The organism is Paenisporosarcina quisquiliarum (assembly GCF_027563315.1).
Taxonomy (GTDB): Bacteria; Bacillota; Bacilli; order Bacillales_A; family Planococcaceae; genus Paenisporosarcina; species Paenisporosarcina quisquiliarum.
In genome coordinates this window covers 319,911-345,885 of the sequence record NZ_JAMKBJ010000002.1, presented here as the reverse complement: position 1 = coordinate 345,885, position 25,975 = coordinate 319,911, and the positions used below count along the sequence as shown (strand labels likewise).

Genomic DNA, 25,975 nt, shown 5'->3' with positions numbered 1-25,975 from the left:
TCCGACACAGAGGCGAAACTAAAAAATGGAGCGGAGTGATTAAATCACGCCGCCCCATTTTTGATTTAAGTGACTATTTTTCACAAAAAATTATTTATATTCAACCGGTACATATGGAATCGTTTTTGCGTATTGTGCAGCGCTCATGCCAGCGATTTTCCCGGTAACGAGTGCAGAGGTAATGTTATACCCGCCAGTATAGCCATGAATATCTAAAATCTCTCCGCAGAAGTACAAACCAGGTTTTTTCTTGGAAGCCATAGTTTTCGGTTCAATTTCTTTCACCGAAACGCCACCGCCTGTAACGAAAGCTTTTTCAATTGGTTGAGTGCCATTAACTTTCATTGTGAATGATTTCAAAAGCCCGGCTAGAGCCCTGACTTTTTCATTGGATAGGTTGGCACCAATTTCATTCGGCTCGATACCTGCACGATTTAATAAAAAGAGCAACCAGCGTTCAGGTGCGACGCCTTTCCACACATTCTTCACTGACTTTTTGGCGTCTTCCTTCATTAATTTAACGAGCATCTGGAAAGTCGACTCACCATTTTCTTGAGGCAGGGAATCGATGACCATATCAACTGGAGATTCACCGTTTTTCATGCGTTCTTTTACCACATATTGACTGCAACGTAAAATGGCTGGACCACTTAAGCCGAAATGAGTAAATAACATGTCCATTTTATGAGTAATTAAAACTTTTCCTTTTTTATTCAAAACAGAGACAGCTACATCACGAAGTGCAAGTCCTTGTAACTCTTTCGAGCGAATAAATTTTTCATCTGACAACAACGGCACTTCAGTCGGATACAAAGTAGTTACTGTATGTCCAGCGCGTTGTGCCCATGGGTAACCGTCACCAGTAGAACCTGTTTGCGGCACAGCTTTACCGCCAACAGCAAGGACAACAGCTTTACTTAAGATTTCTTGTCCACTTTTCAACCGGACGCCAAGAACTTTATCATCGTTCATCAGAAGTTTCGCAACCGGTCTTTCGAAAAGTACCTCAACACGTAACTTTTCAAGCTGACGCACCAAAGTATCCACCACATCCTGCGCGCGGTTGGAAACAGGGAACATGCGCCCATGATCTTCTTCTTTCAGCTCAACACCAAGACCTTCAAAGAATGTAATGATGTCTTCATTATTGAAAACCGAGAAAGGACTATACAAGAACCGGCCATTGCCGGGAATGTGTTTCACAATTTCTTCCTGGGATAATCGGTTCGTAACGTTACAACGTCCGCCACCCGATATCGCTAATTTTTTTCCGAGTTTTGTTCCTTTTTCAAGAAGCAATACTTTCTTGCCAATTTCTCCAGCAGCAATAGCTGCCATTAATCCAGAGGGACCGCCTCCGACAATAATTACATCATACATGGATAAACACACTTTCTTCTTTTTTCTTTATTATAAACCATTTGTGGTTTTCATGTTCGAGGGGTAAAATATCCTGTAGGTTAAAAATTTAGAAGTCAGGAAGTTAAACATGTCAAATACATTATATAAAGGAACAGCCATTCTTACAATTGGTCTATTCCTTTCGAAAATACTAGGGGTAATTTATATCATCCCGTTTTACTCGATGGTTGGAGAAGATAATATTGGTCTGTACCAATATGCTTATATTCCATATAATTTGATGTTAGCAGTAGCAATTTCAGGGGCTCCATTAGCTTTCTCAAAGTTTGTCTCGAAATACAATTCTTTAGGGGATTATGAAACTGGAAGACGGTTACTGAAGTCAGGATTAATGGCAATGTTGGTGACAGGAGTTCTATCATTCCTATTCTTGTATTTCTTTGCAGAGCCTCTTGCAAGAGTAACCATTGCTGAAGATGAAGAAATCTATTCTGTTAGCGACGTGACGGAAGCCATTCAATGGGTAAGTTTCGCATTGATTGTTGTGCCATTTATGAGCTTGCTGCGAGGTTTTTTCCAAGGGTACAGTTTCATGATGCCAACTGCATCTTCGCAATTAATCGAACAAATTGTTCGGATTATCTTTTTACTCGGTGGCGCATTCCTAGTCTTGAATGTCTTTGGTGGGACACCTAAAGTAGCCATTCAAGTTGCCGTTTTATCAGCATTTGTCGGTGCACTTGGTGGCATCGTTGTGCTTTATTATTATTGGCGGAAAAAGAAACCAGAATATGATCATTTACTAGCAAGTTCGACTGAATCTTACGATGTAAACTTAAAAGATATGTATAAAGAAATTTTGGTTTATGCAATTCCAGTAGTCTTTTTAGGAATTGCTAATCCACTGTTCCAATTTGTGGATTTATTAACATTCAATCGTGCAATGAGTGATGCAGGACATTCACTGAAAACCGATTATTTAGGTATTCTGAATCTCACTGCACATAAATTAGTAATGATTCCGGTCATGCTTGCGACTGGATTCTCCATGGCATTGATACCTTTGGTAACTAAATACTTCACGACTAATGAGCACAAGCAATTGTCACGAACGCTTGATCAGACATTCCAAATCCTCTATTTCCTTACACTACCCGCAGTAGTAGGAATGACGGTTTTAGCTACTGAACTCTATCATTTATTCTATAAACAGAGTGCAATAGGTTCAGATATTCTGGCTCATTACTTGCCCGTTGCCATTTTGTTCAGTCTGTTTCCTGTAACGGCTGCTATCTTGCAAGGAATAAATCAGCAGAAGTGGATTATTCTTAACTTGCTCGTGGGATTACTAATTAAATTGGCATTAAACATTCCGTTAATTGGATTATGGGAAACTAATGGGGCCATAGCAGCGACCATAATTGGATACAGTGTGGCTATTTTCATGAACTTTGCCGTACTTGTGATTACGCAAAACTACCGCTCCGTTCTATTAGTGAGAAGAATTGCACTCATTACTGGATTGAATGTGGCGATGCTTATTGCAGCTATAGTTGCCCGACTGTTATTAATACAAGTAATGCCAGCAGAATCGAAGTTTGGTGCAATGCTGATTATATTGATTGTCGGTACAATTGGTGGTCTGGTCTACGGCGCATTAGCACTTCGTCTAGGGATAGCTCAAAAACTATTCGGCGAACGTTTGACGAAATATACGAAGAAATTTGGTTTTTAAGGTGGTTCATTTATGAGATTGGATAAATTGCTTTCAAATATGGGCTATGGTTCCAGAAAAGAAGTTAAACTTTTGCTTAAATCAAAAGCAGTTGAAGTAAACGGTGCTGTTGCGAAAGATGTTTCCATGCATGTGGATACGGAAAAAGATGCGATCGTTGTTTATGGGGAAGAAGTTATTTATACAGAGTTTATCTATTTGATGATGAACAAACCACCTGGGGTCATTTCTGCCACGGAAGATAAAAAAGATGAAACCGTCATTGATTTGCTTGATCCAGTGGCGCAACATTTCAAACCATTTCCGGTGGGGCGTCTGGATAAGGACACAGAAGGTCTGCTGATTCTTACGAATGACGGCCATCTGTCTCATCAGTTATTATCCCCCAAAAAACATGTGCCGAAATTATATTTCGCCATTATTGATGGTCGGGTAACGGAAGAAGATGTGAAGAAATTTAAAGAAGGTGTCACGCTCGATGATGGGTATTTCACAAAACCTGGTGATTTGACTATTTTATCAAGTGGTGAAGTATCTGAAATCGAGTTGACGATTATGGAGGGCAAGTTTCATCAAGTGAAACGGATGTTTGAATCGGTTGGAAAGAAAGTGACGTATTTAAAACGGATGCGTATGGGTTCTCTTCAATTAGATGAAACACTCGAGCTTGGAGACTACCGTCCATTAACAGAAGCTGAACTAGAGGCATTACAACAGAAAGAATGACCGAGAATTTCTCGGTCATTCTTTTTTTACCATGATTAAGTTTTCTAAGATGTCATTTTTACGCGTTTGTTCGTCGTTGTCCAACTGCCCCGACTCGGACTGCTGACCAAGTCATTAAAGGCTAACACGTTCAAATCTCTTTGAACGGTGCGAGGAGTGATGCCGAATTCATCGACTAAATCTTGTGTCGTTACAATCCCGTGATCTCGGATAAACATGTACACATCTTTAATACGATTGAGCATCCGATCAGTAGTTGGTTTCAATGTTGAACCACTCCTTCATCTTATGTTCTCTTGGCAAAAGACTAGCGGACGATATTATGAGTCTCGTAGGACTCTTTAAATGGAATAGAGTGCCGTAGACAGCCCCTTTTCGATTTGTTCATCAGACTACTGTTGTCTGACAATTCAATTATAAATGAAAACAAAATTGAAATCTAGCATTTCCGCTTAATTTTACATAGACTTTACATAGAGTTTGAATAAAAAGCGAACGAATTTTGATTTAAATGAATAATTGTTCGTTATATAAGAAAATGAAAATGCCCCCTATGATTTTCTGATGAAAGGTGTAGAATAGCTTTAAGAAAGTGGCAGGAGGAATTTAGACGTGATTAATTGGATGGAAGAAGCAAAGAAAAGACAGGATGAACTTTTAGCAGAATTACAACAACTTATACAAATTCCAAGTGTGCTGGATGAAACTCAATCGACAGCTGAACATCCATTTGGTCCAGAGCCACTAAAAGCTTTGGAGTGGTTGCTTCAAAAAGGGAAAGAAGCGGGTATGGAGGTGAAAAACGTCGACCAAATGGCTGGCCACATAGAAATGGGAGAAGGGGAAGAACTTCTTGGCATTTTAGGACATGTCGATGTGGTGCCAGCAGGTAAAGGTTGGACTTATCCTCCGTTTGAAGGTCATATCGAAAACGACCGTTTATATGGTAGAGGTGCGATTGACGATAAAGGTCCTACGATGGCAGCCTGGATGGCCATGAAAATGGTGAAAGATGCTGGAGTTCCACTGAATAAACGAGTGCGATTAATAATTGGCACAGATGAAGAAAGTGGTTTCCGTTGTGTAGAGCGCTATTTTGAAAAAGAAGAAATGCCGCATATTGGTTTTGCACCTGATGCTGATTTCCCGATTATCAACGCTGAAAAAGGCATTTCAACTTTACGATTTACTACAGCCAATTTGGAACAGGAAGAGCAGTTGGAATCATTCCAAGCAGGAACACGTACCAATATGGTCCCTGATTTAGCAACAGCTGTTTTACTTGCTGATCGAGATACAATTGAACATGAATTTAAGCAGTTCGCACAGCAACATCAGTTACAAGGTTCCGTACAAATAAAAGACCAAGCCATTCACCTTACGCTTGAAGGAAAATCAGCGCATGCCATGGAACCGAATGATGGCATCAATGCCGGTGTGTATTTGGCAGAATTCCTGAAAGATATTGTGATAACTTCGGGTTCAAAGACATTTGTTGAATTCGTTGCAACTTCATTCATGAACGATTCAAGAGGGCACGCATTTGGGTTGAACTACAATGACGAGATGTCAGGTGATACAACATTAAATGCAGGAATTCTCTCTTTTAATCCTGCAAAAGGCGGAACTGTGGACGTTAGCTTAAGGTACTCTGTGTCTTATGATTTTGAGAAACAATTGACTCAGTGCCAGGCGATGTTAAGTGAAAAAGCGATAGCAGTCGATCTCACATCCAATTCAGAACCTCATTATATTGAAGAATCGGATGAACTGATTCAAAGTTTGTCACGTGTATACGAACGTCAAACAGGTGAAAAGGCAACATTGCTGTCTATTGGTGGAGGTACTTACGCCCGTGTACTTAAAAAAGGTGTAGCTTTTGGTATGCTCTTCCCGGGTGAGAAAGATGTTGCTCATCAAGTAGATGAATTTGTAGATATACCAAATTTAATAAAAGCGGTCGCAATTTATGCGGATGCAATCTGTGAACTTGCTTCAAATCAATCTTAGAAAGAAGGATTTACATGAATTGGGTACAGTGGAATGATCGATTAGTTAAGGACGAAGAAATTCAATTATCAAAAGAAGACCGAGGCTACCAATTTGGTGACGGTATTTACGAAGTCATCCGAGTATATAATGGCAGTATGTTTACAGCGAAGGAACATATTAATCGCTTATACGAAAGTGCCGAAAAAATTAAATTAGTCATTCCATATACAAAAGATGTATTTCATAAAATGATGTATGATTTAATTGAAGCAAACGAAGTGACGACAGGACAGGTATATGTGCAAATTACACGTGGTTCAAGTCCAAGGCAACACCAATTTCCGATTGAAGCAGTTGAACCAGTATTAACGGCTTACACGAAGGAAGTTGATCGTCCTGTGTCCCAAATGGCAAACGGCGTTGCTGCCAAAACGATTGAAGATGTCCGCTGGTTGCGTTGTGATATTAAGAGTCTAAACTTACTTGGTAATATCATGGCAAAACAAGAAGCACATGAAAGTGGATGTTTTGAAGCGATTTTACATAGAGGAGATACGATTACTGAAGGCTCTTCTTCAAATATGTACGGCATTAAAGACGGCGTTCTTTATACACATCCTGCAACAAACTTAATCCTAAATGGCATCACACGTCGCGTCATTCTGGCATGCTGTGAAGAAATCGGTTTACCGGTAGTGGAACAACCTATGTCTCTATCAACTGTTTATGCGAATGATGAATTCTTTATGTCTTCGACAACTTCCGAAATCATGCCGATTGTCGTTATAGATGGCATGCCAATCGGAACGGGCTTACCTGGCGAGTGGACAAAAAAATTACAGACTGCATTTGAAGCGAAAATTGAGCAAGCGGTGCATGCTTAATACATTCCCTCTCCACTACGGTGGAGGGGTATTTTTTTTATCTTTATTCCTGTAAACTGAATTGTATAAAAAGGGTGGTGTATAGGGGATGCAACATTATTTTATCGGGGTAAAACTACCAATTGAGCTGTCCCGACAACTCGTTCATTCACGAGATCGTTGGCAGTTGGAACAATCACACAAAAAATTACCCCCTGCAGAGGATTTGCATATCACGTTAGTTTATTTAGGGGCAGTGGAAGGCGGAAAGCTTAAATCATTGATGCAAGCGTTGGACGATATTGACTCCCTGAAAACTATGATTGTTACTCTTTCCGGCGTTTCAACATTTGGAAATCCTGCTACGCCACGTGTTATCTATGCAGCAATCGAGGAACAACCGAAATTAATCGAATTGCAAAGTGCAGTCCTAGAAAAATGCCTGGATCTTTCATTACCTGTGGATACCAAAAAGTTTGTTCCGCATATCACTTTAGCCAAAAAGTCGAGAGGTCAACAAGAACATTTTTCAAAAGACATGCATATTGCATCAAATAAGTTCACTGTAAAAGAGTTTTCCTTATTCTCAATTAATCCCGGAGTCATTCCTTCTTATCAAGCAATCCATACCATTACCTTAAAGGACTAAACGGATGAAAATAACAATCATTGTAAATCCCACAGCCGGAAACGGAAAGTCGTTGAAACGCTGGGAAAAATTCAAACATAAATTAAATTTCATATATGATTTCCACATGACAACCAGTCCAAAACATGCGACTGCTTTGGCTAGAAAATGCGCTGAAACGGGAGAGTCCCAGTTTATTATTGCATTTGGAGGAGATGGCACTGCCCACGAAGTGATAGAAGGGACACTCGATTGTTCAAATTGTATTGTTGGAGTAGTTGGAGCTGGTTCTGGCAACGATTTTGGACGAGGATTTTTATCCTTTCGAAACGCACACGAAGTAAACAAGTATGTGCAGTCGCAAAGGGTGGCTATTGAAATGGATATTGGTTTAATGAATGATCAGGATAAAAAGTACTATTTTGTCAACAATGCAGGAATCGGTTTTGACGCTTACATTGCCTACCAAGTGAACAAATCACCCGTCAAAAAAATATTGAATAAATTCAATCTCGGCAAACTCGCTTATACTTTCTTTTTAATCAAGACATTGGTTACATTTAAACACTTTGACTTAACAGTAAATATGCCGAATCACAGCAAAAAGCTTGAGAAGGTGTGGTTTGCCACTGTAAGTAACCAGCCTTATTTTGGAGGTGGCATGAAAATCTCACCGCAGTCCAATCCAGCTGATGGTCAAATTGAATTAACCGTTGTCCACCATTTATCACGAATTAAACTTTTGCTCGTTTTTGTTTCGGTATTTTTCGGGAAGCATACATCGTTTAAAGAAGTCCACCAAATGTCAGCTACATCTTTCTCTTTAACCACTAATAATACTATGTATCGACACACTGATGGGGAGTATGCGGGAAAAACGTCTCCTCATTTTGCAGACGAATTTTCCGTACTACCTAAGCGATGGAGAATGACAAAATTGACATGAGCTTGACGATAGTGGAATCTTGGATGATAATGTATAGTCGAAAAGCACGTATGAAAGTAGGAATAGATTATGAGATTACGCAATAAACCATGGGCAGAAGATTTTATTGCTGCACACCCACATATAGTGATTCCAAATCCGGAAGACTATAAAGGCAAATGGGGAGAACTCTTTCAAAATGACAAACCTTTGCATATTGAAGTAGGTACAGGAAAAGGACAATTTGTAACAGGAATGGCGAAAGCCAATCCTGATATTAATTATATGGGGATCGAGTTATACGATAGTGTCATCGTTTCAGCTCTTGAAAATGCGCTGGAAGCAGGTACATTACCAAACTTGAAATTATTAAAAGTGAATGGGGCACATTTGGCGAAATTCTTTGAAAAGAATGATGTCAGTCGTGTTTATTTAAACTTCTCGGATCCTTGGCCAAAAACGAGACATGAGAAAAGAAGATTATCGCACGGGAACTTCTTGAAGTTATACGAATCAATTTTGGTTGATAATGGGGAAGTACATTTCAAAACAGACAACCGTGGACTTTTTGAATTCTCGTTAATGAGCATGTCCGCTTATGGCATGTTATTAAAATATGTTTCTCTGGATTTACATGCAAACATGCCAGAAGATAATATCATGACGGAATACGAAGAAAAGTTCTCTGCTAAAGGACAACCAATCTATCGCCTTGAATCTCAATTTTTGACGAAAAAGGCTGATTAAAGATCAAACATGCTCGCCACGCAATCAAGAGATTGTCGTGGCATTTTTTGATACACTGAAAACAGTACAAAGGAGGGTTCCAAATGGATCAATACATATTTCACAAAATGACGTTATCATGGTTAAACGGAGGCTTCACAAATTTGGACGGGGGTTCTATGTTTGGTGTGGTCCCAAAAATGCTCTGGTCAAAAAAATATCCAGCAAACGATTCAAACCAAATTGGTATGAGTACCGACCCTATTCTGATTCAAGTAGATGGGAAAAACTTATTGATTGATACCGGAGTAGGTTTCAATAAAATGGACGAGAGACAATTACGTAATAATGGGGTAAAAGCTCAGTCTCAACTCGAGGATTCATTGGCTTCTTTAGGACTATTAACAGAAGATATTGATTATGTTCTTATGACACATATGCACGCAGATCATGCTTCTGGTCTGACAAAAAGAGAAAACGATCAACTTGTTTCTACATTCCCAAATGCGAAGATTCATTTATCTGCAATTGAGTGGAACGAAGTGCGCAATCCCAACATTCGCTCAAGAAATACATATTGGAAAGAAAATTGGGAAGCTATCCAGAGCCAGGTTGAAACATTTGAAGGCGAACTGGAGGTTCTTCCTGGTGTCCGAATGATTCATACAGGAGGTCACAGTGATGGGCATTGCATCATCAAGCTTGAACAAAATGGCGAAACAATTATCCATATGGCGGATATCATGCCAACTCATGCACATCAAAATCCACTGTGGGTTCTCGCTTTTGATGATTACCCGATGACTTCTGTTTTTGCCAAAGAAAAAATCATGGCAGAGGCATTGGCTAACGGTCATTCATTCATCTTCTATCATGACGCCTATTACCGTTTAATTAAGTGGGATGAAACAGGGAAAGAAATCATCGGAAAATTAGAACGGACGAACAATTAATCCTTTTACTTCAATGAGTTTAACCGAGCCAAATAAAAAAGCGATCCCTCTGGAAAACTATGCCGTTCAGTTTTAAATCACTAAATTGAAACTAGAACCATAAATAAGCATCCAATTAACATATCAATTGGATGCTTATTTTTTAATGTTGTATCGACGTTTATTATACTTTTATTGACTTTTTGAACCACCAAATTGAAGGTCAATTAAACGAGTTACAATTATAATTGTAACGAAATTAATATAGCTCTAAATGATATGTTAATTACACTTTGGAATTCATACGTATTTGAGTAAATAGAAAACGCCATACAAAATGTTCAGCGTAAAATACATTCTTCAGCTAAACCACCATAGTATAAATGTATTATTCTTATTTAATCCTTGTTGCTATTATTGCGGAGGAAGTTGATGTTAAGTAAATTTCTGTTGCTTTCAATCCACTATGATTTAACCAATATTCTCTGACTTTATCGGGTTTCCCTTTCCATTCTTCAGGGAAGTGCTCTTCAGGGGTAAAATCATCCATAAATAAAATTCCACCGATATTTAAAATATTAAATAATAATTCTCCTTCAATCGTTTTTGCAGCAGCTGCATCGGCAAAAATAAATTGAAAAGGCCCTTTTGTAATAACCTCTTTCCAATCCCCACAAATAAATTCCGCTTGGTTATGGCTAATATGATTGGCAGTAGCATCGATTTTTTCCTTTGAATTATCCACCGTAATAAATTTTACTTTTGGAGCAATAGATGAAAGTATCCAAGAGCTCCCTACACCATAACCAGTTCCAATCTCAAGAATTTTTCCTTGTGTAATTTGTCCAGTGAGAATTGATAGTAATCTTCCAGCTTCATCTGAACAGGAATTTTCAAAATCATATGTTTTAGCTAACAGCTTGCCGGCCTGAACTAATTCTGGAATAAATGTATTCGAATGATATACAGTGGGCATTAAATTAACCACCTTTCCTCAATTTAGAATTTATACCTACATTCTCTATGAATACTTTAAAACCTTCTGAAAAAAATGCCACTCATCAACTTTTATTAAAAAAGCCCCGCTAAAAGCGGAGCTAAATGAGTTGATATTTAATTATCTAAAAGAAGCTCAAAACTTAAGCGTTTTGACGTGATATTTTTAAAAAATTGATTCAAAACAGAACGCCTTATCAGAAAAACGGGATCGCTTTTGTCTTATATTTTGATTAATTCAACGACAGTACCTGTTCGTGCATCAGCAAAGAACTCAAATTGCTCGATTTCACCTTCACGCACTCGTGAAATGCCACCTCTGTAAACATCTGTTGAGATTGCTTGACGTTTGAAAGGTTCAGTTTTCATATAAATCCACGAACCATCAATGGGTCCTTCAGCTTTAAACGATTGTTTGATGCCATGCAAAACGAGTTCGGCCGGTTTTGTTGGGTCAATTCGATGGGCAGCTTCGCGAATTAAGAACCCTGCTGCAATACCCGTGGAAAAACCAAGAAGTAAATCTCTTGTTCTCATTAAAAAACCTCCTAATATAACCATTTTTTTCAGTGTATCATAATTGAGTCCCACAGACAGAGTATAAGCCATACATAAAAATAATTCGAAGGTCGAAGGAAAAAAGATGGAAATGTTCTGATAAATCAACTACAATATGAATGACTGTATGTACTTAGGGGGATAAGACATTGAACTCAGAAACACTACAATTATTTAAAACGTTAACGGAACTTCCAGGCGCACCGGGCAATGAACACGCTATGAGAAAGTTTATGAGAAGCGAACTTGAAAAATACTCTGATGAAATTGTACAAGACCATTTAGGTGGTATTTTTGGAGTGAAAAAAGGGGATGACCAAGGCCCTCGTATCATGGTCGCTGGACATATGGATGAAGTCGGCTTCATGGTGACGCAAATTACAGAAAACGGCATGCTGCGATTCCAGCCGCTAGGTGGATGGTGGAGCCAGGTTTTACTTGCACAGCGCGTCGAAATTATCACAGATAATGGACCTGTTGTCGGAGTGATCGGATCGATTCCTCCACACTTACTAAGCGATGCTGTACGCAACAAACCAATGGATATTAAAAACATGCTCATTGATATTGGTGCAGATGATTTGGAAGATGCCAAAAAAATCGGGATCAAACCTGGTCAACAAATTGTGCCGGTCTGTGCGTTTACGCCGATGGCAAATAATAAAAAAATATTAGCCAAAGCTTGGGATAACCGTTATGGCTGTGGACTTGCTATCGAATTATTAAAAGAACTGAAAGATGAAAAATTACCAAATACGTTGTATTCTGGTGCTAATGTTATGGAAGAAGTGGGTCTAAGAGGTGCACAAACGGCTGCCAGCTTAATTAAACCTGACTTATTCTTCGCACTAGATGCAAGTCCTGCAAATGATATGTCAGGTTCAAAAACAGAATTCGGTCAACTTGGGAAAGGTACTTTACTTCGTATCTTTGACAAATCCATGATTACACATCGAGGAATGCGCGAATTTGTACTGGATACTGCTGAAACTCATAAAATCCCATACCAATATTTCATTTCTCAAGGTGGAACGGATGCTGGACGCGTACACATGTCAAATGAAGGCGTACCGAGTGCAGTTGTAGGAATTTGTTCACGATATATCCATACGTCGGGTTCCATCATTCACACGGATGACTATGCTGCGGCAAAAGAATTGATTGTGAAATTAGTCCGTTCGGCTGACAAAACAACACTCGAAACAATCCGTCAAAACGTATAGAAAATTTAAATTGAGCAAAAAGTGCCTGAAAAGGTGCTTTTTTTGTGTGAAAACAAGGAGGTAATTATGAAAATTGCCATTGGAACAAAAAATAAGGCAAAAGTGCAAGCAGTTGAAAAGGTATGCGCTACATACCTGGAAACTTACGAGTTCCACGCACTTTCTGTACCCTCAAATGTTTCGGACCAACCTATTGGAGATGAAGAAACCTTACTCGGTGCAAAGAACAGGGCATTGCATGCATTAACAGAATCGCAAGCAGACATGTCGTTCGGGCTTGAAGGAGGCGTTAAAGAATTAAATGGCCAATTATTTGTATGTAATTGGGGAATACTACATACGAAAAAAGGTCAGCAATTTATCGCTGGTGGTGCACAAATCCCATTGCCGGAAGAAGTGGCTGCAGCGATTCGAAAAGGGGAAGAACTTGGTCCTGTCATGGATGAGTATACGAAACAAGTAGGCATACGTCATAAAGACGGTGCTGTGGGTGTATTCACAAATGGAATTGTCAATCGGGGAGATATGTTTGAACACATCGTCAAACTATTGATTGGACAATACTTTAAGGCCAATCAAACGCAAAAAACGACTTAAGTTGCAACGATATGGGAACCATATTAAAATAGAACATAGTGCTTTCATGGATTGGAGGGAAAAACATGAGACGAAAATGGATGCGGATTGCAATCGCACCTTTCTTATTAGTATCTTTAGTTGCTTGTTCTGCCTCCCCCGAAGAACAAATGGGAGAAGGAATAAAAGCTGCAAAAGAAGCTTTTCAAAATGAATCAGTTGAGCCGAACGAACAAATTGAAAACGTTGAGTTATTTGTTCCAGGAGGCTTTTCTATAGAGGAAGATTCGGACGAAACGAACATCGTCATGAAGGATAACGACGAATCTTACGTGTTGTTTGTAAACCCAAATGAACAACAAGATAGCCAGTTATTTTATGATTTACTACAAGCAGAGAAAAAAGATGTCATTCTAGCTCAAGAAACATTTGAGCAAAATGGTCGCTTTGGTTTCATTGCTGTTTTACCATCAGGTGAGGAACAATTTGAAATTATGGCAAGTATCGGTGGCGTGAAATTAACGACCATTTCCGATAAAGCTAACATTTCGAAAAATATGGAGCAAATGATGAAAATCGTTCGTTCTGTAAAAATTGATGACTAAAGGAGGAATTCGAATGAGAGATTTACAATCTGTTGAAGAATTCCAAGCGCTTAAAGTGACGGAAGACGTAGTGTTTTTGTTTACGGCAGCCTGGTGTCCGGATTGTCATTTTATTGATCCGTTCATGCCGGAAGTGGAAGAGAAATTTGAATTCTTTACTTTTATATCTGTTAACCGTGATCAATTTATTGATTTGTGTGCGGAACATGATATATATGGAATTCCAAGCTTCTTAGTCTTTAAAAATGGACTGGAAGCAGGTCGTTTTGTTAGCAAAGATCGTAAAACAAAAGAAGAAATTGAACAATTCCTAACAGAACTTCTATAGGATGTTCCAATGTAAAGTGAGCGGTTCCGCCCCATCGGAGGAACCGCTTCCTTTTGTAAAGGATGTGGAATTTTTGAAACCAGAACAATTAATCACACGATTAAAACAGGAGTTACCAAACCCTTCTTTCACGTGGCAGCATGATAAAAAAACGGATCGGTTGCGTCTAAATCATACCGAGTTGAATAAAGGGATGGAAATTTCACTGCCTGAAATATTGGCTAAGTATGAAATAAAAAAGGATCAGGCTATCCGTGAAGTTGTCTATACGATTAGCCAGACTTTTGATGCGATGGAACAGGAACAAAAAGGCTTATCAAAATCAGCCGAGCATATTTATCCGGTTATCCGCTCAACTTCATTCCCATTGAAATCGAATGAAGGTCATTCGTTTGTGGTGACGGAACATACAGCGGAAACTCGAATCTATTATGCGCTGGACCTCGGAAACACGTATCGATTACTCGATGAACATATGTTGAGCCAGTTAAATATTACAGATTCAGAGATGAAGGAAGCTGCGCGTTTCCAAGTGAGAAAGCTGTCAACAACCATGAAAGAAGACCATGTAGCTGGCAATATTTTTTATTTCGTGAATGCGAACGATGGCTATGACGCGAGTCGAATATTGAATGAACAATTTTTGAAAGAGATGCAATCAAAAATTGATGGTGATATGACCTTATCTGTGCCTCATCAGGATGTGTTAATCATCGGAGATATTCGAAATGAGGCTGGCTATGATGTCCTTGCCCAGTTAACCATGCATTTCTTTACAGTAGGGAAAGTGCCAATCACCTCTTTATCTTTCATTTACGAAGATGGTGAATTAGAACCGATTTTTATAATGGCCAAAAATCGTATACAAAAGGAGAACAAAGACAAATGAACATATTTTACAATACAAAAGGTGTAGGAGACGTACTTTTAGTTCAATTGGTAACAAATGCTTTTGAAGAAGTGACAACAGAAACTAAAGGCGATATTACGTTGATAAAAGATTCAAAGACTGGCGAAGTTGGAGCTTTGAATGTATTCGGTGCAAGTAAGCATCTTCAATTAACTGATCAAGGTTCAGTTGAAGTGACACAAGAAATCGTGGAATCATTACAGCAAATATTGAATGATAATGAAGTGGATGTAAAATTAGAGGTCGACTTTACACCTAAATTTGTTGTTGGTTATGTATCCTCAAAAGAAAAACACCCTAATGCAGATAAACTGAACGTTTGCCAAGTTGAAGTAGGCGAAGAAACGTTGCAAATTGTATGCGGAGCTCCAAATGTTGAAGCCGGTCAAAAAGTAGTGGTGGCTAAGGTTGGCGCTGTTATGCCAAGTGGTTTGGTCATTCGTGATGCAGAACTACGTGGTGTTGCTTCAAGTGGAATGATTTGTTCAGCAAAAGAATTGGCATTACCAGATCCCCCAACCGAAAAAGGGATTTTAGTATTAGAAGACTCTGCTGAAATAGGAGCAGCTTTTCAAGCATAAACTAGGTAAAACTCTGTGTACTCAAGGATTTTGATGCGCAGAGTTTTTTTAAGCCGTTTGATTTGACCAACAAACCTGCTAAAATGGAAGCATTGACACGAAAAGAGGGTTTGTATTGAATTGGTTGACCAAAGCATTTAAAAAAGTATTTTCAGAAGAAACAATAGAAAAAGAAGATTTTATCGAAGAACTCGAGCAGCCTACATATAGAGAGTCCAAAACACCTTTCCGTTTCCCGCTGATCAGCGACGAAGAACGAGAGCGTCCAGAAGATGAAGAATCAGAAGTAGACGAAAAAGAAGAAGAGTACCGACCTTTGTATATGCATAAGCAATGGCAAAATCATCGGCAGAATACCATTGTGCATCATGCGGCAAAACCAAGCATTGAACACACAATAAAACCGACGCCGAGAGAGAGCTTACAAGAAGCGAAGCCAAGAATAACGAAGGTACCTGTGCAATCGAAACCGTTCGTACCGACCGAAGTACCTTCGCCCATCCATGGGTTTAATCGACCAAAAATATCTCCGATTGATGATTTATTAGCTAAAAAAAATGTGGATGAAGTACGTAAAGAATCAGCGGCGACTACAATCGTTGCAAGAGAAGCAGTAAGTATAAAACCATCTGAATCTAGTAACAAACAAACTGAGCCGATTATAGGCAATCAACAATTGGCTATTGAAAAAGCGCCAGTTTTAGAAATAGCTAACCAGACAAAAATATCTCCAATTGATGAGTTGCTGGCTAAAAAGGATGCGAATCAAGTCGTTGAACAAACGCCGGTTGATCAGATTTCAGAAAATGAACCAATAGAGTTAACTACAACTGAGCCTATTTCTGAAAAGCAAATCGAATCAGTAATTATTGAGCAACAACCAACGATTGAAAATGTAGTGGATGAGGAAACTACCGTAATAAGTGCTTTACCGGTAGTTGATTCAACTGATAATAGTTCAGAGCAGTTATCCAATATCACTTCTACAGAAAAGAAAAAGAAATCATTGCCTTTTAATGTGATGATGCTTAATTCTGATAAGGCGAAGTATCAACAAGCTAAAGCACTATCAAGTATAAAACCTGTGAGTATGCCAAAAGAAGAGTTACGAAGTAAAGCAATTGAGCCAATACAAGTGGAGGAAACGGTAGAAAAGACGAATGATTTTAATCCACAGCAAGATGAAGTATTAGTTGCTGAAGACCTTCAGCCTGGCTATATTTTTCCGAAAGAGCGATATTTAGTTCCTCCTGAACAAAAAACACAAGACGACGACTGGATGAGCATGCAAGCTGCAAGGTTAATCGAATCATTGTCTTATTTCCAAGTGAAAGCAGAAATTGTCAATATGGTTCAAGGTCCTGCTGTTACTCAATTTGAAATGACAGTTGGTCAAGGCACAAAAGTCAGCAAAATCCGCAATCTGGCAGACGATCTTAAATTAGCACTGGCAGCAAAAGATATACGGATTCAAGCACCTATTCCAGGAAAGAGTTCGATTGGAATCGAAATTCCGAACCAAACTTCCAGACCTGTGCGTTTATCAGAGGTTGTAGGAAGTTCAAACTTCACGGACTCTGACTCACCGCTTGAAGCTGCTTTAGGATTGGATTTGACTGGAACACCAATTACCATTGATTTGCGTAAAATGCCACATGGGTTGATTGCCGGTGCAACAGGATCTGGTAAGTCAGTATGTATTAATTCTTTATTGATTAGTTTGTTATACAAAGCCACGCCAAAAGAATTGAATTTACTCCTAATTGATCCTAAGATGGTAGAACTCGCACCCTTCAATCATATCCCTCATCTCGTCAGTCCGGTAATTACTGATGTTAAGGCTGCAACCGCTGCTCTAAAATGGGCAGTAGAAGAGATGGAACGTCGATATCAGTTGTTTGCACATACAGGTGTCCGGGATATCACACGTTATAATGCAATGGCAGAAGAGAAAAGACAATTTGCACAAAAGATGCCTTACTTGCTGATTGTTATTGATGAGTTGGCCGATTTAATGATGATGGCACCAACGGAAGTGGAAGAATCCATTTGTCGAATTGCCCAAAAAGCACGGGCTTGCGGTATTCATTTAGTAGTCGCTACTCAACGACCTTCTGTAGATGTTATCACAGGACTGATTAAGGCAAATATCCCAACACGAATCGCATTTTCAGTTTCTTCTCAAATCGATTCTCGTACGATTCTGGATGTCCAAGGGGCTGAGAGATTACTCGGTCGAGGAGATATGCTTTACCTTGGCAACGGTATGTCTGCACCAATCCGTATTCAAGGAACCTATGTAACAGATGAAGAGATGGAAGAAATTATTGATCATGCACGTAGTCAGGGAGAGCCATCCTATTTATTCGAACAAGAGGAATTGGTACGTCGACTTGAAGTGGCCGAAGACCAGGATGAGTTATTTGAAGAAGCTTGCCGATTTATTTTGGAGCAAGGTTCTGCATCTACTTCTTTGCTGCAACGCAAGTTTCATATAGGATATAACCGTGCAGCGAGACTCGTAGACTTAATGGAACAGCATGGTTATGTTTCGGAATCAAGAGGAAGTAAAGCAAGAGAAGTGTTTATTACAGAAAATGATTTACAGTTACTCTTCAATGATTGACAATAGGAATGACAATACCCTACCCACTCCTTATAATTGTGGGAAAAATCGTTCATTTCTAGGCAAGATTAAATGATGATATAATGGGGTAAGGAAGATTGATAAAAAGTACGGGCACCTTTCCCAGGAGGTTTATACAAATGACAGTGTTTCATTTTACAGGAATTAAAGGGTCTGGCATGAGTTCACTTGCACAAATTTTGCACGATGCAGGGAACCAGGTTCAAGGCTCTGATATAGAGAAACATTTCTTCACAGAAGATCCACTTCGTAAACGTGGCATCAAAATCTTGCCATTCAACGCAGATAATATTGAAAAAGGCATGACCGTAATCGCAGGGAATGCATATAAAGATAATCATGAAGAACTGATTCGCGCAAACGAATTAGGAATCGATGTCATCCGTTACCACAAGTTTTTAGGGAACTTAATGGGGCAGTACATCTCTGTAGGAATTACAGGATCACATGGTAAAACCTCTACAACGGGTTTAATGTCACATGTATTAAGTGGCTTTGCACCAACTTCATATTTAATTGGAGATGGAACTGGTCATGGTGAATCGCAAGCGCAATACTTTGCATTTGAAGCATGTGAATACCGACGTCACTTTTTAGCGTATCATCCAGATTATATGATTATGACAAACATTGATTTTGACCACCCGGATTACTTTGGTGGTATTGAAGATGTAGTTGAGGCCTTCCAATCGATGGCACTCCAGGTGAATAAAGCGATTATTGCATGTGGGGATGATGAACATCTTCAAAAACTACACGCCAATGTTCCGGTCGTATTTTATGGCTTCGGCTCAGAAAATGACTTTGAAGCACGTAATGTGATCAAAACGACTTCTGGTTCAACTTTCGATGTTTTCGTTCGAAACGAATTTTACCGAACGTTCGAAATTCCTTCTTTCGGTGATCATGCTGTATTGAATGCACTGGCAGTCATTTCTTTATGTAATTATGAAGGAATCCCTGCAGAGATTATTCAACAACAGTTGCATACTTTCGGTGGTGTGAAACGACGTTTTTCTGAAAGCAGAAAAGGTGATCGGATTTTAATTGATGACTATGCACATCATCCGACTGAAATCAAAGTTACCATCCAGTCAGCACGCCAAAAATATCCAGATCGTGAAGTCATTGCGATTTTCCAACCTCACACGTTTTCGCGCACTCGCACTTTCCTTAAGGAATTTGCAGAGAGCTTAGAAACGGCCGATTATGTCTACTTATGTGATATTTTTGGTTCTGCACGTGAAAATGCTGGTGACTTAACCATTGATGATTTATGTGATTTGATTGATAAGTGTGTTGTCCTTAAAACCGAAGAAATTGATGTTTTACTGAAACACCAAAATGCTGTTTACTTATTCATGGGTGCCGGAGATGTACAGAAATTCCAGGCTGCTTTTGAACAAAAAATATAAGTTTATAAAAACTCTGATCATATTTGATTAGAGTTTTTATTTTTGTGCAGGAAATAAAATGTTTTTGTGGAATAAAAATAACATAGACGTTTATTTACTGCTATGTGTGGGAAGATAGGTAGTATGAACAATCTAGAGGAGGAATACGAATGGAAATAATATTATACATAGCAGCGTTGGTTGCAGCTATAGGTTTTCTCGTTCTTTGCGTAAGTTTAGCGATGACATTGACATCGTTGAAGAAGACGCTTAACGAAGTTTCAGGAACAATGGCCGGATTAGAAGGTCAACTACAAGGTGTTACAAGTGAAACAACACAATTATTGCATAAGACAAATGCTTTGGCTTCAGATATTCAATATAAATCTGAAAAACTAAACAGTGTGGTCGATGCAGTGAAAAATGTAGGGGAGTCAGTAAATGGCTTGAATACATCAGTACGACGTATTACTTCATCGATTACGACTGAAGTAGAACGTAATGAAGATAAAATCGCTCAAGTAGTGCAATGGAGTAATGTTGCTCTAGGCATCCGCGACAAATGGAAAGAAAGAAAAGCAATCGAAGAAGCTAGAGCAGGTTACACGATTTATCAAGACGAACCTGTTAAATCATATAGCAATACCCAAAAATAAGGAGGAACTAACATGACACAATATAAACCAAACTATAACGAAGCGAAGTATAACCACGAATTCTACACAAACAAATCAAATCAGACGGAAGCATACCTTCCTCAATCTTATGAGTATTCAAATGGAAATGGACAATACCGCGATCCTATTTATGCAAGTGATGAAATGAACTCTAAAGATTTCTTAATCGGAGCATTGGTTGGAGGAATTATCGGAGCAGCGACTGCTTTATTCCTTGCACCTAAATCTGGTGCTGAGCTTCGTGGAGATGTAACTACTCAAGCTTCTCAGTTACGAGAAAAAACGGCAGATTTATCATCAACTGCTAAAGAAAAGACATCTCAATTATCAACACAATTAAAAGAAAAATCAGGTCCATTGGTTGATAAGGTCAAGTCTATTAAATCAAAAACGCCAACTTTGATGGATGATGGCACTGTTTCATCAGAAGGCGAAGAGCCAATTGACTTCATGGAAACTGTAACTAATACAGTGGAAGAGGTTACTGGTGAAAGCTCGAACGAAACATCAACTGCACAGGCTTTGAAAGAAGCAGTAGAAGAAAAGAAAAACGTATAAAATCAAAAGCCCACATCGTTGATATGTGGGCTTTCTTTTGTCAAAAATGGCATTATAATTAGTTGCTAAACTTTCGCGCGTTGAAGCGTTAAAGATATTTTACGTGACTTTTAGAAATGCACATACTATAATGGTTCTATTATCAAAAAAAGCATCATACATCTTCCGTTTTAATTTCGTGAATTTCGTATGGGTAAGAGAGGAGATCAAAGGTATGAGCCATCAAGAATTAGATAGCTTGCGCACGAATGTAGATGAACTGAATTTAGAAATACTTCGTTTAATCAACGAGCGTGCCGCAGTCGTACAAGAAATAGGAAAAGTAAAAGAAAAGCAAGGTGTCAACCGATATGATCCTCTTCGCGAACGTCATATGTTGAACTTAATAAAAGAAAATAATGCGGGTCCACTTCCTCAATCAACTGTGGATCACATTTTTAAAGAATTATTTAAAACTGCTTTGGAACTTCAGGAAGACGATCATCGTAAAGCTCTTCTAGTTTCGCGTAAAAAGAAAGCGGAAGATACCATCGTAGTTGTCAATGGTGAACGTATCGGGGAAGGTAAACCATCATTTGTCTTTGGACCGTGTGCAGTAGAATCATTTGATCAAGTTGCGGCAGTAGCAGATGCCATCCAGCAAAAAGGTTTGAGAATGATTCGAGGCGGAGCTTACAAACCGCGTACGTCACCTTATGATTTCCAAGGTCTTGGGCTTGAAGGATTGAAAATTCTTAAACGCGTCTCACAGCAATACAATCTTGCTGTTGTTTCTGAAATTGTAACTCCACACCATTTAGAAGAAGCATTGGATTACATTGATGTTGTTCAAATCGGTGCGCGTAACATGCAAAATTTCGAGTTGTTAAAAGCAGCAGGTTCTATTAATAAACCGGTGTTATTGAAGCGTGGAATGGCTGCAACGATTGATGAATTCATCAATGCTGCCGAGTATATTATTTCGCAAGGAAATGACCAAATTATTTTATGTGAACGAGGAATTCGAACATACGAAAAAGCGACACGTAATACACTTGATATTTCAGCGGTTCCAATCTTAAAACAAGAAACACACTTACCTGTATTTGTGGATGTAACCCATTCAACAGGACGTCGCGATTTATTATTACCGACAGCGAAGGCAGCTATTGCTATTGGGGCGGATGGTGTTATGGCAGAAGTACATCCGGATCCAGCAGTTGCTTTGTCAGATGCAGCTCAACAAATGAACTTGCAACAATTTGATGAGTTTTACGACTCACTTCAAAAGTTTATGAAACAATACGAAATCCAAGTTTAAGACTCATGCCGGTTCAATTACTGAACCGGTATTTTTATTTCGCTTAGCGTAAGGATGGAAAACGCCAGAAAACTATTATATGATGGTATGAGATAGGGACCGAGCAAGGAGTGTAGCACATGACAATTACAATTTATGACGTCGCACGTGAAGCCAATGTATCGATGGCAACGGTTTCACGTGTCGTTAATGGCAATCCGAATGTTAAACCGGCAACTCGAAAAAAAGTGCTGGATGTTATTGAGCGTTTGGAGTATCGCCCAAATGCTGTTGCCAGAGGACTGGCTAGCAAAAAGACGACAACAGTTGGCGTTATTATACCAGATATTTCAAATATTTTTTACGCAGAACTTGCACGTGGAATAGAAGATATTGCGACCATGTATCGCTATAATATTATTCTATCCAATTCCGATCAACGTGAAGATAAAGAACTACAACTCCTTGAAACGATGTTTGGCAAACAAGTTGATGGAATTGTGTTTATGAGTGAACATGTATCAACGGAATTATTAAACATGATGGAGAGATCGCCTGTACCAATCGTTTTGGCAGGGACAATTGATCCTTCTGGGAAAATGCCTTCTGTTAACATCGATTATCACCAGGCGGCCTATGAAGCGGTTAATCGATTGCTTCAAAATAGTCATAAACGTATTGCCTACGTATCAGGCTCATTATCCTCTACAATCAATCGTGCATTTAAATTTACGGGTTATGAAAAAGCTTTGGGGGATGCAGGTCTTCAAATGAATGAAGATTTAGTTGTGGAAAGTGAAGCTACGTATGATGCTGGTTATGAGGCATTTAGTAAATTGAAGAGCTTGCAAGATGCCCCAACAGCTTTCTTTGCTGGAAATGATGAATTGGCTATTGGGTTGATTCATGGAGCCCAAGATTCCGGATTTCATGTTCCTGAGGACGTAGAAGTCATCAGTTTTGAAAACTCTAAATTAGCAAGAATGGTACGTCCAGAGTTAACGAGTATGGTGTTACCTCTTTACGACATTGGAGCGGTTTCCATGCGTTTGCTGACAAAATATATGAACAAAGAACAAATTGATGAGAAAACAGTGATTTTGCCACACCGAATTGAAGAAAGAGATTCAGTGAAATAGAAAAAGGAGTGAACTACAGTTAATGTAGTCCACTCCTTTTTTAATGCTGCCGAATCGGATACAGTGCTTTATTCAGCACTTGCTTATTCTTTTCGGTTATCTCTTCTTTACGCGGAATCGGTTCATATAAGTTCTCTGGATCCAACCAAGTTGGAATTAAAGGAACTGGTGATTCCGGTTGCCATTTTTCAAGCCAATCTTTTGGTAGATTACCTTCTGGAAGTGGAATATCATTCATTTCCATCCACAATAATGACCAAGCTCTCGGTACAACTCTCCAAATATCATAACCTCCACCACCGACGGCAATCCATTTGCCATCACAAAATTCGTGAGCTAGTTGATGGGCAAGTTTAGGAATCTCATGATAGATTTTCATTGTTCCATAAAGATGAGTCAGCGGATCAAAGTAATGTGCATCCGCTCCATTCTGACTGATGATCACGTCAGGTTTGAAGTAAGCAGCGATTTCGCGGAAAGCCGTCATATATAGCTCCAAGAAAGATTCATCTTCGGTGAATGCATCGATTGGTAAATTGAATGAAGTTCCGTAGCCTTGACCTGTTCCTCTTTCCGTAACATTACCAGTTCCCGGGAATAAATACCTTCCCGTTTCGTGAATGGAAATGGTGCAAACATCAGGATCGTCATAAAAGCTCCATTGAACGCCGTCCCCGTGGTGTGCATCCGTATCAATATAGAGAACACGTGCTTTATACTTTTGCTGTATGTATTTGATTGCCACTGAACTGTCATTGTAGACACAAAAGCCTGATGCACGTCCATGGAAGCCATGATGAAGTCCTCCACCAAGATTTAGTGCATGGGAAGCTTTATTCTCCATAACATAATCCACGGCGGTTAAAGTCCCACCAACTAATCGTGCACTGGCTTCGTGCATATTAGGGAAAATGGGTGTATCATCCGTGCCGATTCCAAAGCTTTCGGTTTCAGCAGGGGTGACAAGTCCTTGACTCGCTTTTTTGACAATATCAATATACCGTCCGTCATGTGCAAGTAGTAATTCCTCATCCGTGGCAATACGTGGTGCAACGATATCTTCTTCTGTAAGCGCATTCATTTTTTGCAATAAATCGGTGGTCAATGTCAGTCGCTTCTGATTGAACGGATGTTTCTCAGAAAACTTGTAACCTAATTGATCATCCGAATATATGTATACCGCATGTTTTTTTAGTTTGTCATTCCCGGCATGTTCGGCCATAGCACATCGAAACCTTCTTTACGTATATCTTCAATAATCCCGAGAGGGTTCATCGTCTTCACACGGAATACTAAGATTTTGTTGTCGTCATTCTGTTTATCTGGATACACAAGAACACTTAAGACATTTGAATGATGATCATGAAAAACTTTGGATACTTCAAAAAGTATGCCTGGCTTATTCGGTACACGGACTTCAATTTGAGAACCCGGTTGGTGTGCACCTGTCAATTCAATATATTTATATAATAAATCTGTTTCGGTAACGATTCCTACTAATTTGCCTCCACTAACAATGGGCAGACACCCGATCTGCTGATCATAAAAAGTAGTGGCAACTTCTTCTACGAAATCAAGCGGGTGACCGATGACCGGGTTTTTCGTCATAATCTCCTCAAGCGTAGTCGCATATACATCCTGATGCTGGCCTTCTAATAAATTGGAAGGAGTGGCTTCTTTAATATCCCGGTCTGATACGATTCCTACAACATGTCCATCATGATCCGTAATCGGCAAATGTCTGATTTTCTTTTCACGAAGGAGATTAATCGCATCCTTAATCGTATGTGAAGCTTGTAAAGTCACGACATTAGTTGTCATCATTTGTTCCACAATCATAGGTCAAAAACTCCTTTGCAGATTTAATACATAAAGCGATTCATAAATCGCAGCTGATCAAAGCGTTGGATCGATTCATTATCAATACGTGAACCAATTTTGGCCATCAGACAGTTAGCCGGATGAGAGCTGATTTCTGGATCATCGGTTGCAAAGTATTCCAATCCACCTGCATTCATCATTTTTTCCATCACTTTTCGGTACTCCCAAACATTCAGGCCCGTACCTTTTAAATCCCAATGCCAATAATATTCTGTCGTAATGGTGATATAATCTTCCATTGCATCATCCATCATTGAGACACGAAGTAAGCTCTTTCCAACACCGGTTCCTCGGAATTTTGGAATAACTTCAATGGCACCCAGTTCAATCAGGTTGTTCATTTGTCCTTTTGACCAGCGTTCCAATGGGTCAGGATATAAGAAAGTTACATAGCCCACAATGGTCATGTTATCACGTGCGATCAGAATTCTTCCTTCTGGCAATTTGGCAATTTCAATGACTGCCTTATGTTGCTGCGCAGGAGGTCGGAATGCCACCAAATCTTCATGAAAGTCGTAACGGGCAATATCTGCTGATGAAATGGGACCTTCGATAATTAAATGGCCATGTTTTGTTTTTAATTCCATGGCATTATAGGTTTTTTTATGTTCCATGTGTACACCACCTGAAAAGAATTACGTAGTTCCATTATACATGAAAAAAACGTAAGGAAAACGTTTTCAAAATTATTCACAGAGTCATAGTCAAAAAAGTAAAATTATTCGCCATTTACT

The 25,975-nt window shown here is 39.2% G+C and carries 27 protein-coding genes; 20 read left to right on the top strand and 7 right to left on the bottom strand.

All coding sequences use genetic code 11. The annotated features are described in order from the left end of the window. Positions 1 to 90 precede the first annotated feature (90 nt). Positions 91 to 1,380, bottom strand: a complete 1,290-nt coding sequence (locus M9R32_RS03915) for a BaiN/RdsA family NAD(P)/FAD-dependent oxidoreductase (RefSeq protein WP_269925441.1) — start codon at positions 1,378 to 1,380, stop codon at positions 91 to 93. Between the two features lie 109 nt (positions 1,381 to 1,489). Here M9R32_RS03915 and M9R32_RS03910 point away from each other — a divergent pair, with 109 nt between their 5' ends. Both M9R32_RS03910 and M9R32_RS03905 read left to right on the top strand, forming a co-directional pair. Then, complete coding sequence (locus M9R32_RS03910) at positions 1,490 to 3,097, top strand: putative polysaccharide biosynthesis protein (protein ID WP_269925440.1); 1,608 nt, start codon at positions 1,490 to 1,492, stop codon at positions 3,095 to 3,097. Positions 3,098 to 3,109: 12 nt separating this feature from the next. Beyond that, entirely contained in the window at positions 3,110 to 3,823 is a 714-nt protein-coding gene (locus tag M9R32_RS03905) for a pseudouridine synthase (RefSeq protein WP_269925439.1), read from the top strand. A 44-nt stretch (positions 3,824 to 3,867) separates the two neighbouring features. Here the strand turns inward: M9R32_RS03905 and M9R32_RS03900 are convergent, their stop codons facing one another. Beyond that, complete coding sequence (locus M9R32_RS03900; protein WP_269925438.1) at positions 3,868 to 4,089, bottom strand: DeoR family transcriptional regulator; 222 nt, start codon at positions 4,087 to 4,089, stop codon at positions 3,868 to 3,870. Positions 4,090 to 4,438: 349 nt separating this feature from the next. On the opposite strand from M9R32_RS03900, the gene pepV reads away from it, so the two are divergent. The 6 genes from pepV to M9R32_RS03870 all read left to right on the top strand — a co-directional run bounded on the left by pepV (position 4,439) and on the right by M9R32_RS03870 (position 9,910). Beyond that, positions 4,439 to 5,833 carry a dipeptidase PepV gene (gene pepV, locus M9R32_RS03895; protein ID WP_269925487.1) on the top strand — a complete coding sequence of 465 codons (1,395 nt, stop codon included), beginning with the start codon at positions 4,439 to 4,441 and terminating at the stop codon, positions 5,831 to 5,833. 14 nt (positions 5,834 to 5,847) lie between these two features. Next, positions 5,848 to 6,699: a D-amino-acid transaminase gene (gene dat / locus M9R32_RS03890; RefSeq protein WP_269925437.1), complete on the top strand. Its 852-nt coding sequence runs from the start codon at positions 5,848 to 5,850 to the stop codon at positions 6,697 to 6,699. Positions 6,700 to 6,787: 88 nt separating this feature from the next. Further along, the gene (gene thpR / locus M9R32_RS03885) at positions 6,788 to 7,327 is read left to right on the top strand and encodes an RNA 2',3'-cyclic phosphodiesterase (RefSeq protein WP_269925436.1); all 540 of its coding nucleotides are present in this window, start codon (positions 6,788 to 6,790) and stop codon (positions 7,325 to 7,327) included. 4 nt (positions 7,328 to 7,331) lie between these two features. Further along, the gene (locus M9R32_RS03880; RefSeq protein WP_269925435.1) at positions 7,332 to 8,252 is read left to right on the top strand and encodes a diacylglycerol/lipid kinase family protein; all 921 of its coding nucleotides are present in this window, start codon (positions 7,332 to 7,334) and stop codon (positions 8,250 to 8,252) included. A 69-nt stretch (positions 8,253 to 8,321) separates the two neighbouring features. Then, positions 8,322 to 8,978: a tRNA (guanosine(46)-N7)-methyltransferase TrmB gene (gene trmB, locus M9R32_RS03875; protein WP_269925434.1), complete on the top strand. Its 657-nt coding sequence runs from the start codon at positions 8,322 to 8,324 to the stop codon at positions 8,976 to 8,978. Between the two features lie 83 nt (positions 8,979 to 9,061). Then, the gene (locus M9R32_RS03870; protein WP_269925433.1) at positions 9,062 to 9,910 is read left to right on the top strand and encodes a YtnP family quorum-quenching lactonase; all 849 of its coding nucleotides are present in this window, start codon (positions 9,062 to 9,064) and stop codon (positions 9,908 to 9,910) included. 373 nt (positions 9,911 to 10,283) lie between these two features. Here the strand turns inward: M9R32_RS03870 and M9R32_RS03865 are convergent, their stop codons facing one another. Then, positions 10,284 to 10,865, bottom strand: coding sequence for an O-methyltransferase (locus M9R32_RS03865; RefSeq protein WP_269925432.1), 582 nt, complete (start codon positions 10,863 to 10,865; stop codon positions 10,284 to 10,286). A gap of 242 nt (positions 10,866 to 11,107) precedes the next feature. After that, the gene (locus M9R32_RS03860; protein WP_269925431.1) at positions 11,108 to 11,422 is read right to left on the bottom strand and encodes a hypothetical protein; all 315 of its coding nucleotides are present in this window, start codon (positions 11,420 to 11,422) and stop codon (positions 11,108 to 11,110) included. A 170-nt stretch (positions 11,423 to 11,592) separates the two neighbouring features. Between M9R32_RS03860 and M9R32_RS03855 the strand changes: the two genes are divergently transcribed. From M9R32_RS03855 to ccpA, 12 genes are all read left to right on the top strand, one after another. Next, positions 11,593 to 12,666, top strand: coding sequence for a M42 family metallopeptidase (locus tag M9R32_RS03855; protein ID WP_269925430.1), 1,074 nt, complete (start codon positions 11,593 to 11,595; stop codon positions 12,664 to 12,666). A gap of 66 nt (positions 12,667 to 12,732) precedes the next feature. After that, positions 12,733 to 13,263, top strand: a complete 531-nt coding sequence (locus tag M9R32_RS03850; protein WP_269925429.1) for a DUF84 family protein — start codon at positions 12,733 to 12,735, stop codon at positions 13,261 to 13,263. A gap of 65 nt (positions 13,264 to 13,328) precedes the next feature. Then, the gene (locus M9R32_RS03845; RefSeq protein ID WP_269925428.1) at positions 13,329 to 13,847 is read left to right on the top strand and encodes a hypothetical protein; all 519 of its coding nucleotides are present in this window, start codon (positions 13,329 to 13,331) and stop codon (positions 13,845 to 13,847) included. Between the two features lie 13 nt (positions 13,848 to 13,860). After that, positions 13,861 to 14,175 carry a thioredoxin family protein gene (locus tag M9R32_RS03840; protein WP_269925427.1) on the top strand — a complete coding sequence of 105 codons (315 nt, stop codon included), beginning with the start codon at positions 13,861 to 13,863 and terminating at the stop codon, positions 14,173 to 14,175. A gap of 73 nt (positions 14,176 to 14,248) precedes the next feature. Further along, the gene (locus tag M9R32_RS03835; protein ID WP_269925426.1) at positions 14,249 to 15,064 is read left to right on the top strand and encodes a DUF1444 domain-containing protein; all 816 of its coding nucleotides are present in this window, start codon (positions 14,249 to 14,251) and stop codon (positions 15,062 to 15,064) included. After that, complete coding sequence (ytpR, locus tag M9R32_RS03830; RefSeq protein ID WP_269925425.1) at positions 15,061 to 15,666, top strand: YtpR family tRNA-binding protein; 606 nt, start codon at positions 15,061 to 15,063, stop codon at positions 15,664 to 15,666. The genes M9R32_RS03835 and ytpR overlap by 4 nt, the downstream gene beginning before the upstream one ends. 115 nt (positions 15,667 to 15,781) lie before the next feature. Next, complete coding sequence (locus M9R32_RS03825) at positions 15,782 to 18,292, top strand: DNA translocase FtsK (RefSeq protein ID WP_269925424.1); 2,511 nt, start codon at positions 15,782 to 15,784, stop codon at positions 18,290 to 18,292. 140 nt (positions 18,293 to 18,432) lie between these two features. After that, on the top strand, positions 18,433 to 19,728 hold the full coding sequence (gene murC, locus M9R32_RS03820; RefSeq protein ID WP_269925423.1) for a UDP-N-acetylmuramate--L-alanine ligase: 1,296 nt from the start codon (positions 18,433 to 18,435) through the stop codon (positions 19,726 to 19,728). A gap of 149 nt (positions 19,729 to 19,877) precedes the next feature. After that, on the top strand, positions 19,878 to 20,363 hold the full coding sequence (locus M9R32_RS03815) for a DUF948 domain-containing protein (RefSeq protein ID WP_269925422.1): 486 nt from the start codon (positions 19,878 to 19,880) through the stop codon (positions 20,361 to 20,363). A 12-nt stretch (positions 20,364 to 20,375) separates the two neighbouring features. Continuing rightward, complete coding sequence (locus M9R32_RS03810) at positions 20,376 to 20,942, top strand: YtxH domain-containing protein (protein ID WP_269925421.1); 567 nt, start codon at positions 20,376 to 20,378, stop codon at positions 20,940 to 20,942. Between the two features lie 214 nt (positions 20,943 to 21,156). Continuing rightward, a complete protein-coding gene (locus tag M9R32_RS03805; protein WP_269925420.1) occupies positions 21,157 to 22,242 on the top strand; it encodes a bifunctional 3-deoxy-7-phosphoheptulonate synthase/chorismate mutase in 1,086 nt (361 codons plus the stop codon). Positions 22,243 to 22,361: 119 nt separating this feature from the next. Next, the gene (gene ccpA, locus M9R32_RS03800) at positions 22,362 to 23,360 is read left to right on the top strand and encodes a catabolite control protein A (protein WP_269925419.1); all 999 of its coding nucleotides are present in this window, start codon (positions 22,362 to 22,364) and stop codon (positions 23,358 to 23,360) included. A gap of 40 nt (positions 23,361 to 23,400) precedes the next feature. Here the strand turns inward: ccpA and M9R32_RS03795 are convergent, their stop codons facing one another. From M9R32_RS03795 to M9R32_RS03785, 3 genes are read right to left on the bottom strand one after another with little or no spacing between them, the layout of a single operon-like run. After that, positions 23,401 to 24,582, bottom strand: a complete 1,182-nt coding sequence (locus tag M9R32_RS03795) for an acetoin utilization protein AcuC (RefSeq protein WP_269925418.1) — start codon at positions 24,580 to 24,582, stop codon at positions 23,401 to 23,403. Continuing rightward, a complete protein-coding gene (locus tag M9R32_RS03790; RefSeq protein ID WP_269925417.1) occupies positions 24,552 to 25,199 on the bottom strand; it encodes an acetoin utilization AcuB family protein in 648 nt (215 codons plus the stop codon). The genes M9R32_RS03795 and M9R32_RS03790 overlap by 31 nt, the downstream gene beginning before the upstream one ends. 23 nt (positions 25,200 to 25,222) lie before the next feature. Then, the gene (locus M9R32_RS03785; protein WP_269925416.1) at positions 25,223 to 25,855 is read right to left on the bottom strand and encodes a GNAT family N-acetyltransferase; all 633 of its coding nucleotides are present in this window, start codon (positions 25,853 to 25,855) and stop codon (positions 25,223 to 25,225) included. Positions 25,856 to 25,975 lie beyond the last annotated feature (120 nt).

Bases quoted from the DNA above. Each gene is read 5' to 3' on its own strand.
- M9R32_RS03915 (WP_269925441.1), bottom strand. From the start codon at position 1,380: ATGTATGATGTAATTATTGTCGGAGGCGGTCCCTCTGGATTAATGGCA.
- M9R32_RS03910 (WP_269925440.1), top strand. From the start codon at position 1,490: ATGTCAAATACATTATATAAAGGAACAGCCATTCTTACAATTGGTCTA.
- M9R32_RS03905 (WP_269925439.1), top strand. From the start codon at position 3,110: ATGAGATTGGATAAATTGCTTTCAAATATGGGCTATGGTTCCAGAAAA.
- dat (WP_269925437.1), top strand. From the start codon at position 5,848: ATGAATTGGGTACAGTGGAATGATCGATTAGTTAAGGACGAAGAAATT.
- thpR (WP_269925436.1), top strand. From the start codon at position 6,788: ATGCAACATTATTTTATCGGGGTAAAACTACCAATTGAGCTGTCCCGA.
- M9R32_RS03880 (WP_269925435.1), top strand. From the start codon at position 7,332: ATGAAAATAACAATCATTGTAAATCCCACAGCCGGAAACGGAAAGTCG.
- trmB (WP_269925434.1), top strand. From the start codon at position 8,322: ATGAGATTACGCAATAAACCATGGGCAGAAGATTTTATTGCTGCACAC.
- M9R32_RS03870 (WP_269925433.1), top strand. From the start codon at position 9,062: ATGGATCAATACATATTTCACAAAATGACGTTATCATGGTTAAACGGA.
- M9R32_RS03865 (WP_269925432.1), bottom strand. From the start codon at position 10,865: ATGCCCACTGTATATCATTCGAATACATTTATTCCAGAATTAGTTCAG.
- M9R32_RS03860 (WP_269925431.1), bottom strand. From the start codon at position 11,422: ATGAGAACAAGAGATTTACTTCTTGGTTTTTCCACGGGTATTGCAGCA.
- M9R32_RS03850 (WP_269925429.1), top strand. From the start codon at position 12,733: ATGAAAATTGCCATTGGAACAAAAAATAAGGCAAAAGTGCAAGCAGTT.
- M9R32_RS03845 (WP_269925428.1), top strand. From the start codon at position 13,329: ATGAGACGAAAATGGATGCGGATTGCAATCGCACCTTTCTTATTAGTA.
- M9R32_RS03840 (WP_269925427.1), top strand. From the start codon at position 13,861: ATGAGAGATTTACAATCTGTTGAAGAATTCCAAGCGCTTAAAGTGACG.
- ytpR (WP_269925425.1), top strand. From the start codon at position 15,061: ATGAACATATTTTACAATACAAAAGGTGTAGGAGACGTACTTTTAGTT.
- murC (WP_269925423.1), top strand. From the start codon at position 18,433: ATGACAGTGTTTCATTTTACAGGAATTAAAGGGTCTGGCATGAGTTCA.
- M9R32_RS03815 (WP_269925422.1), top strand. From the start codon at position 19,878: ATGGAAATAATATTATACATAGCAGCGTTGGTTGCAGCTATAGGTTTT.
- M9R32_RS03810 (WP_269925421.1), top strand. From the start codon at position 20,376: ATGACACAATATAAACCAAACTATAACGAAGCGAAGTATAACCACGAA.
- M9R32_RS03805 (WP_269925420.1), top strand. From the start codon at position 21,157: ATGAGCCATCAAGAATTAGATAGCTTGCGCACGAATGTAGATGAACTG.
- ccpA (WP_269925419.1), top strand. From the start codon at position 22,362: ATGACAATTACAATTTATGACGTCGCACGTGAAGCCAATGTATCGATG.
- M9R32_RS03795 (WP_269925418.1), bottom strand. From the start codon at position 24,582: ATGGCCGAACATGCCGGGAATGACAAACTAAAAAAACATGCGGTATAC.
- M9R32_RS03790 (WP_269925417.1), bottom strand. From the start codon at position 25,199: ATGATTGTGGAACAAATGATGACAACTAATGTCGTGACTTTACAAGCT.
- M9R32_RS03785 (WP_269925416.1), bottom strand. From the start codon at position 25,855: ATGGAACATAAAAAAACCTATAATGCCATGGAATTAAAAACAAAACAT.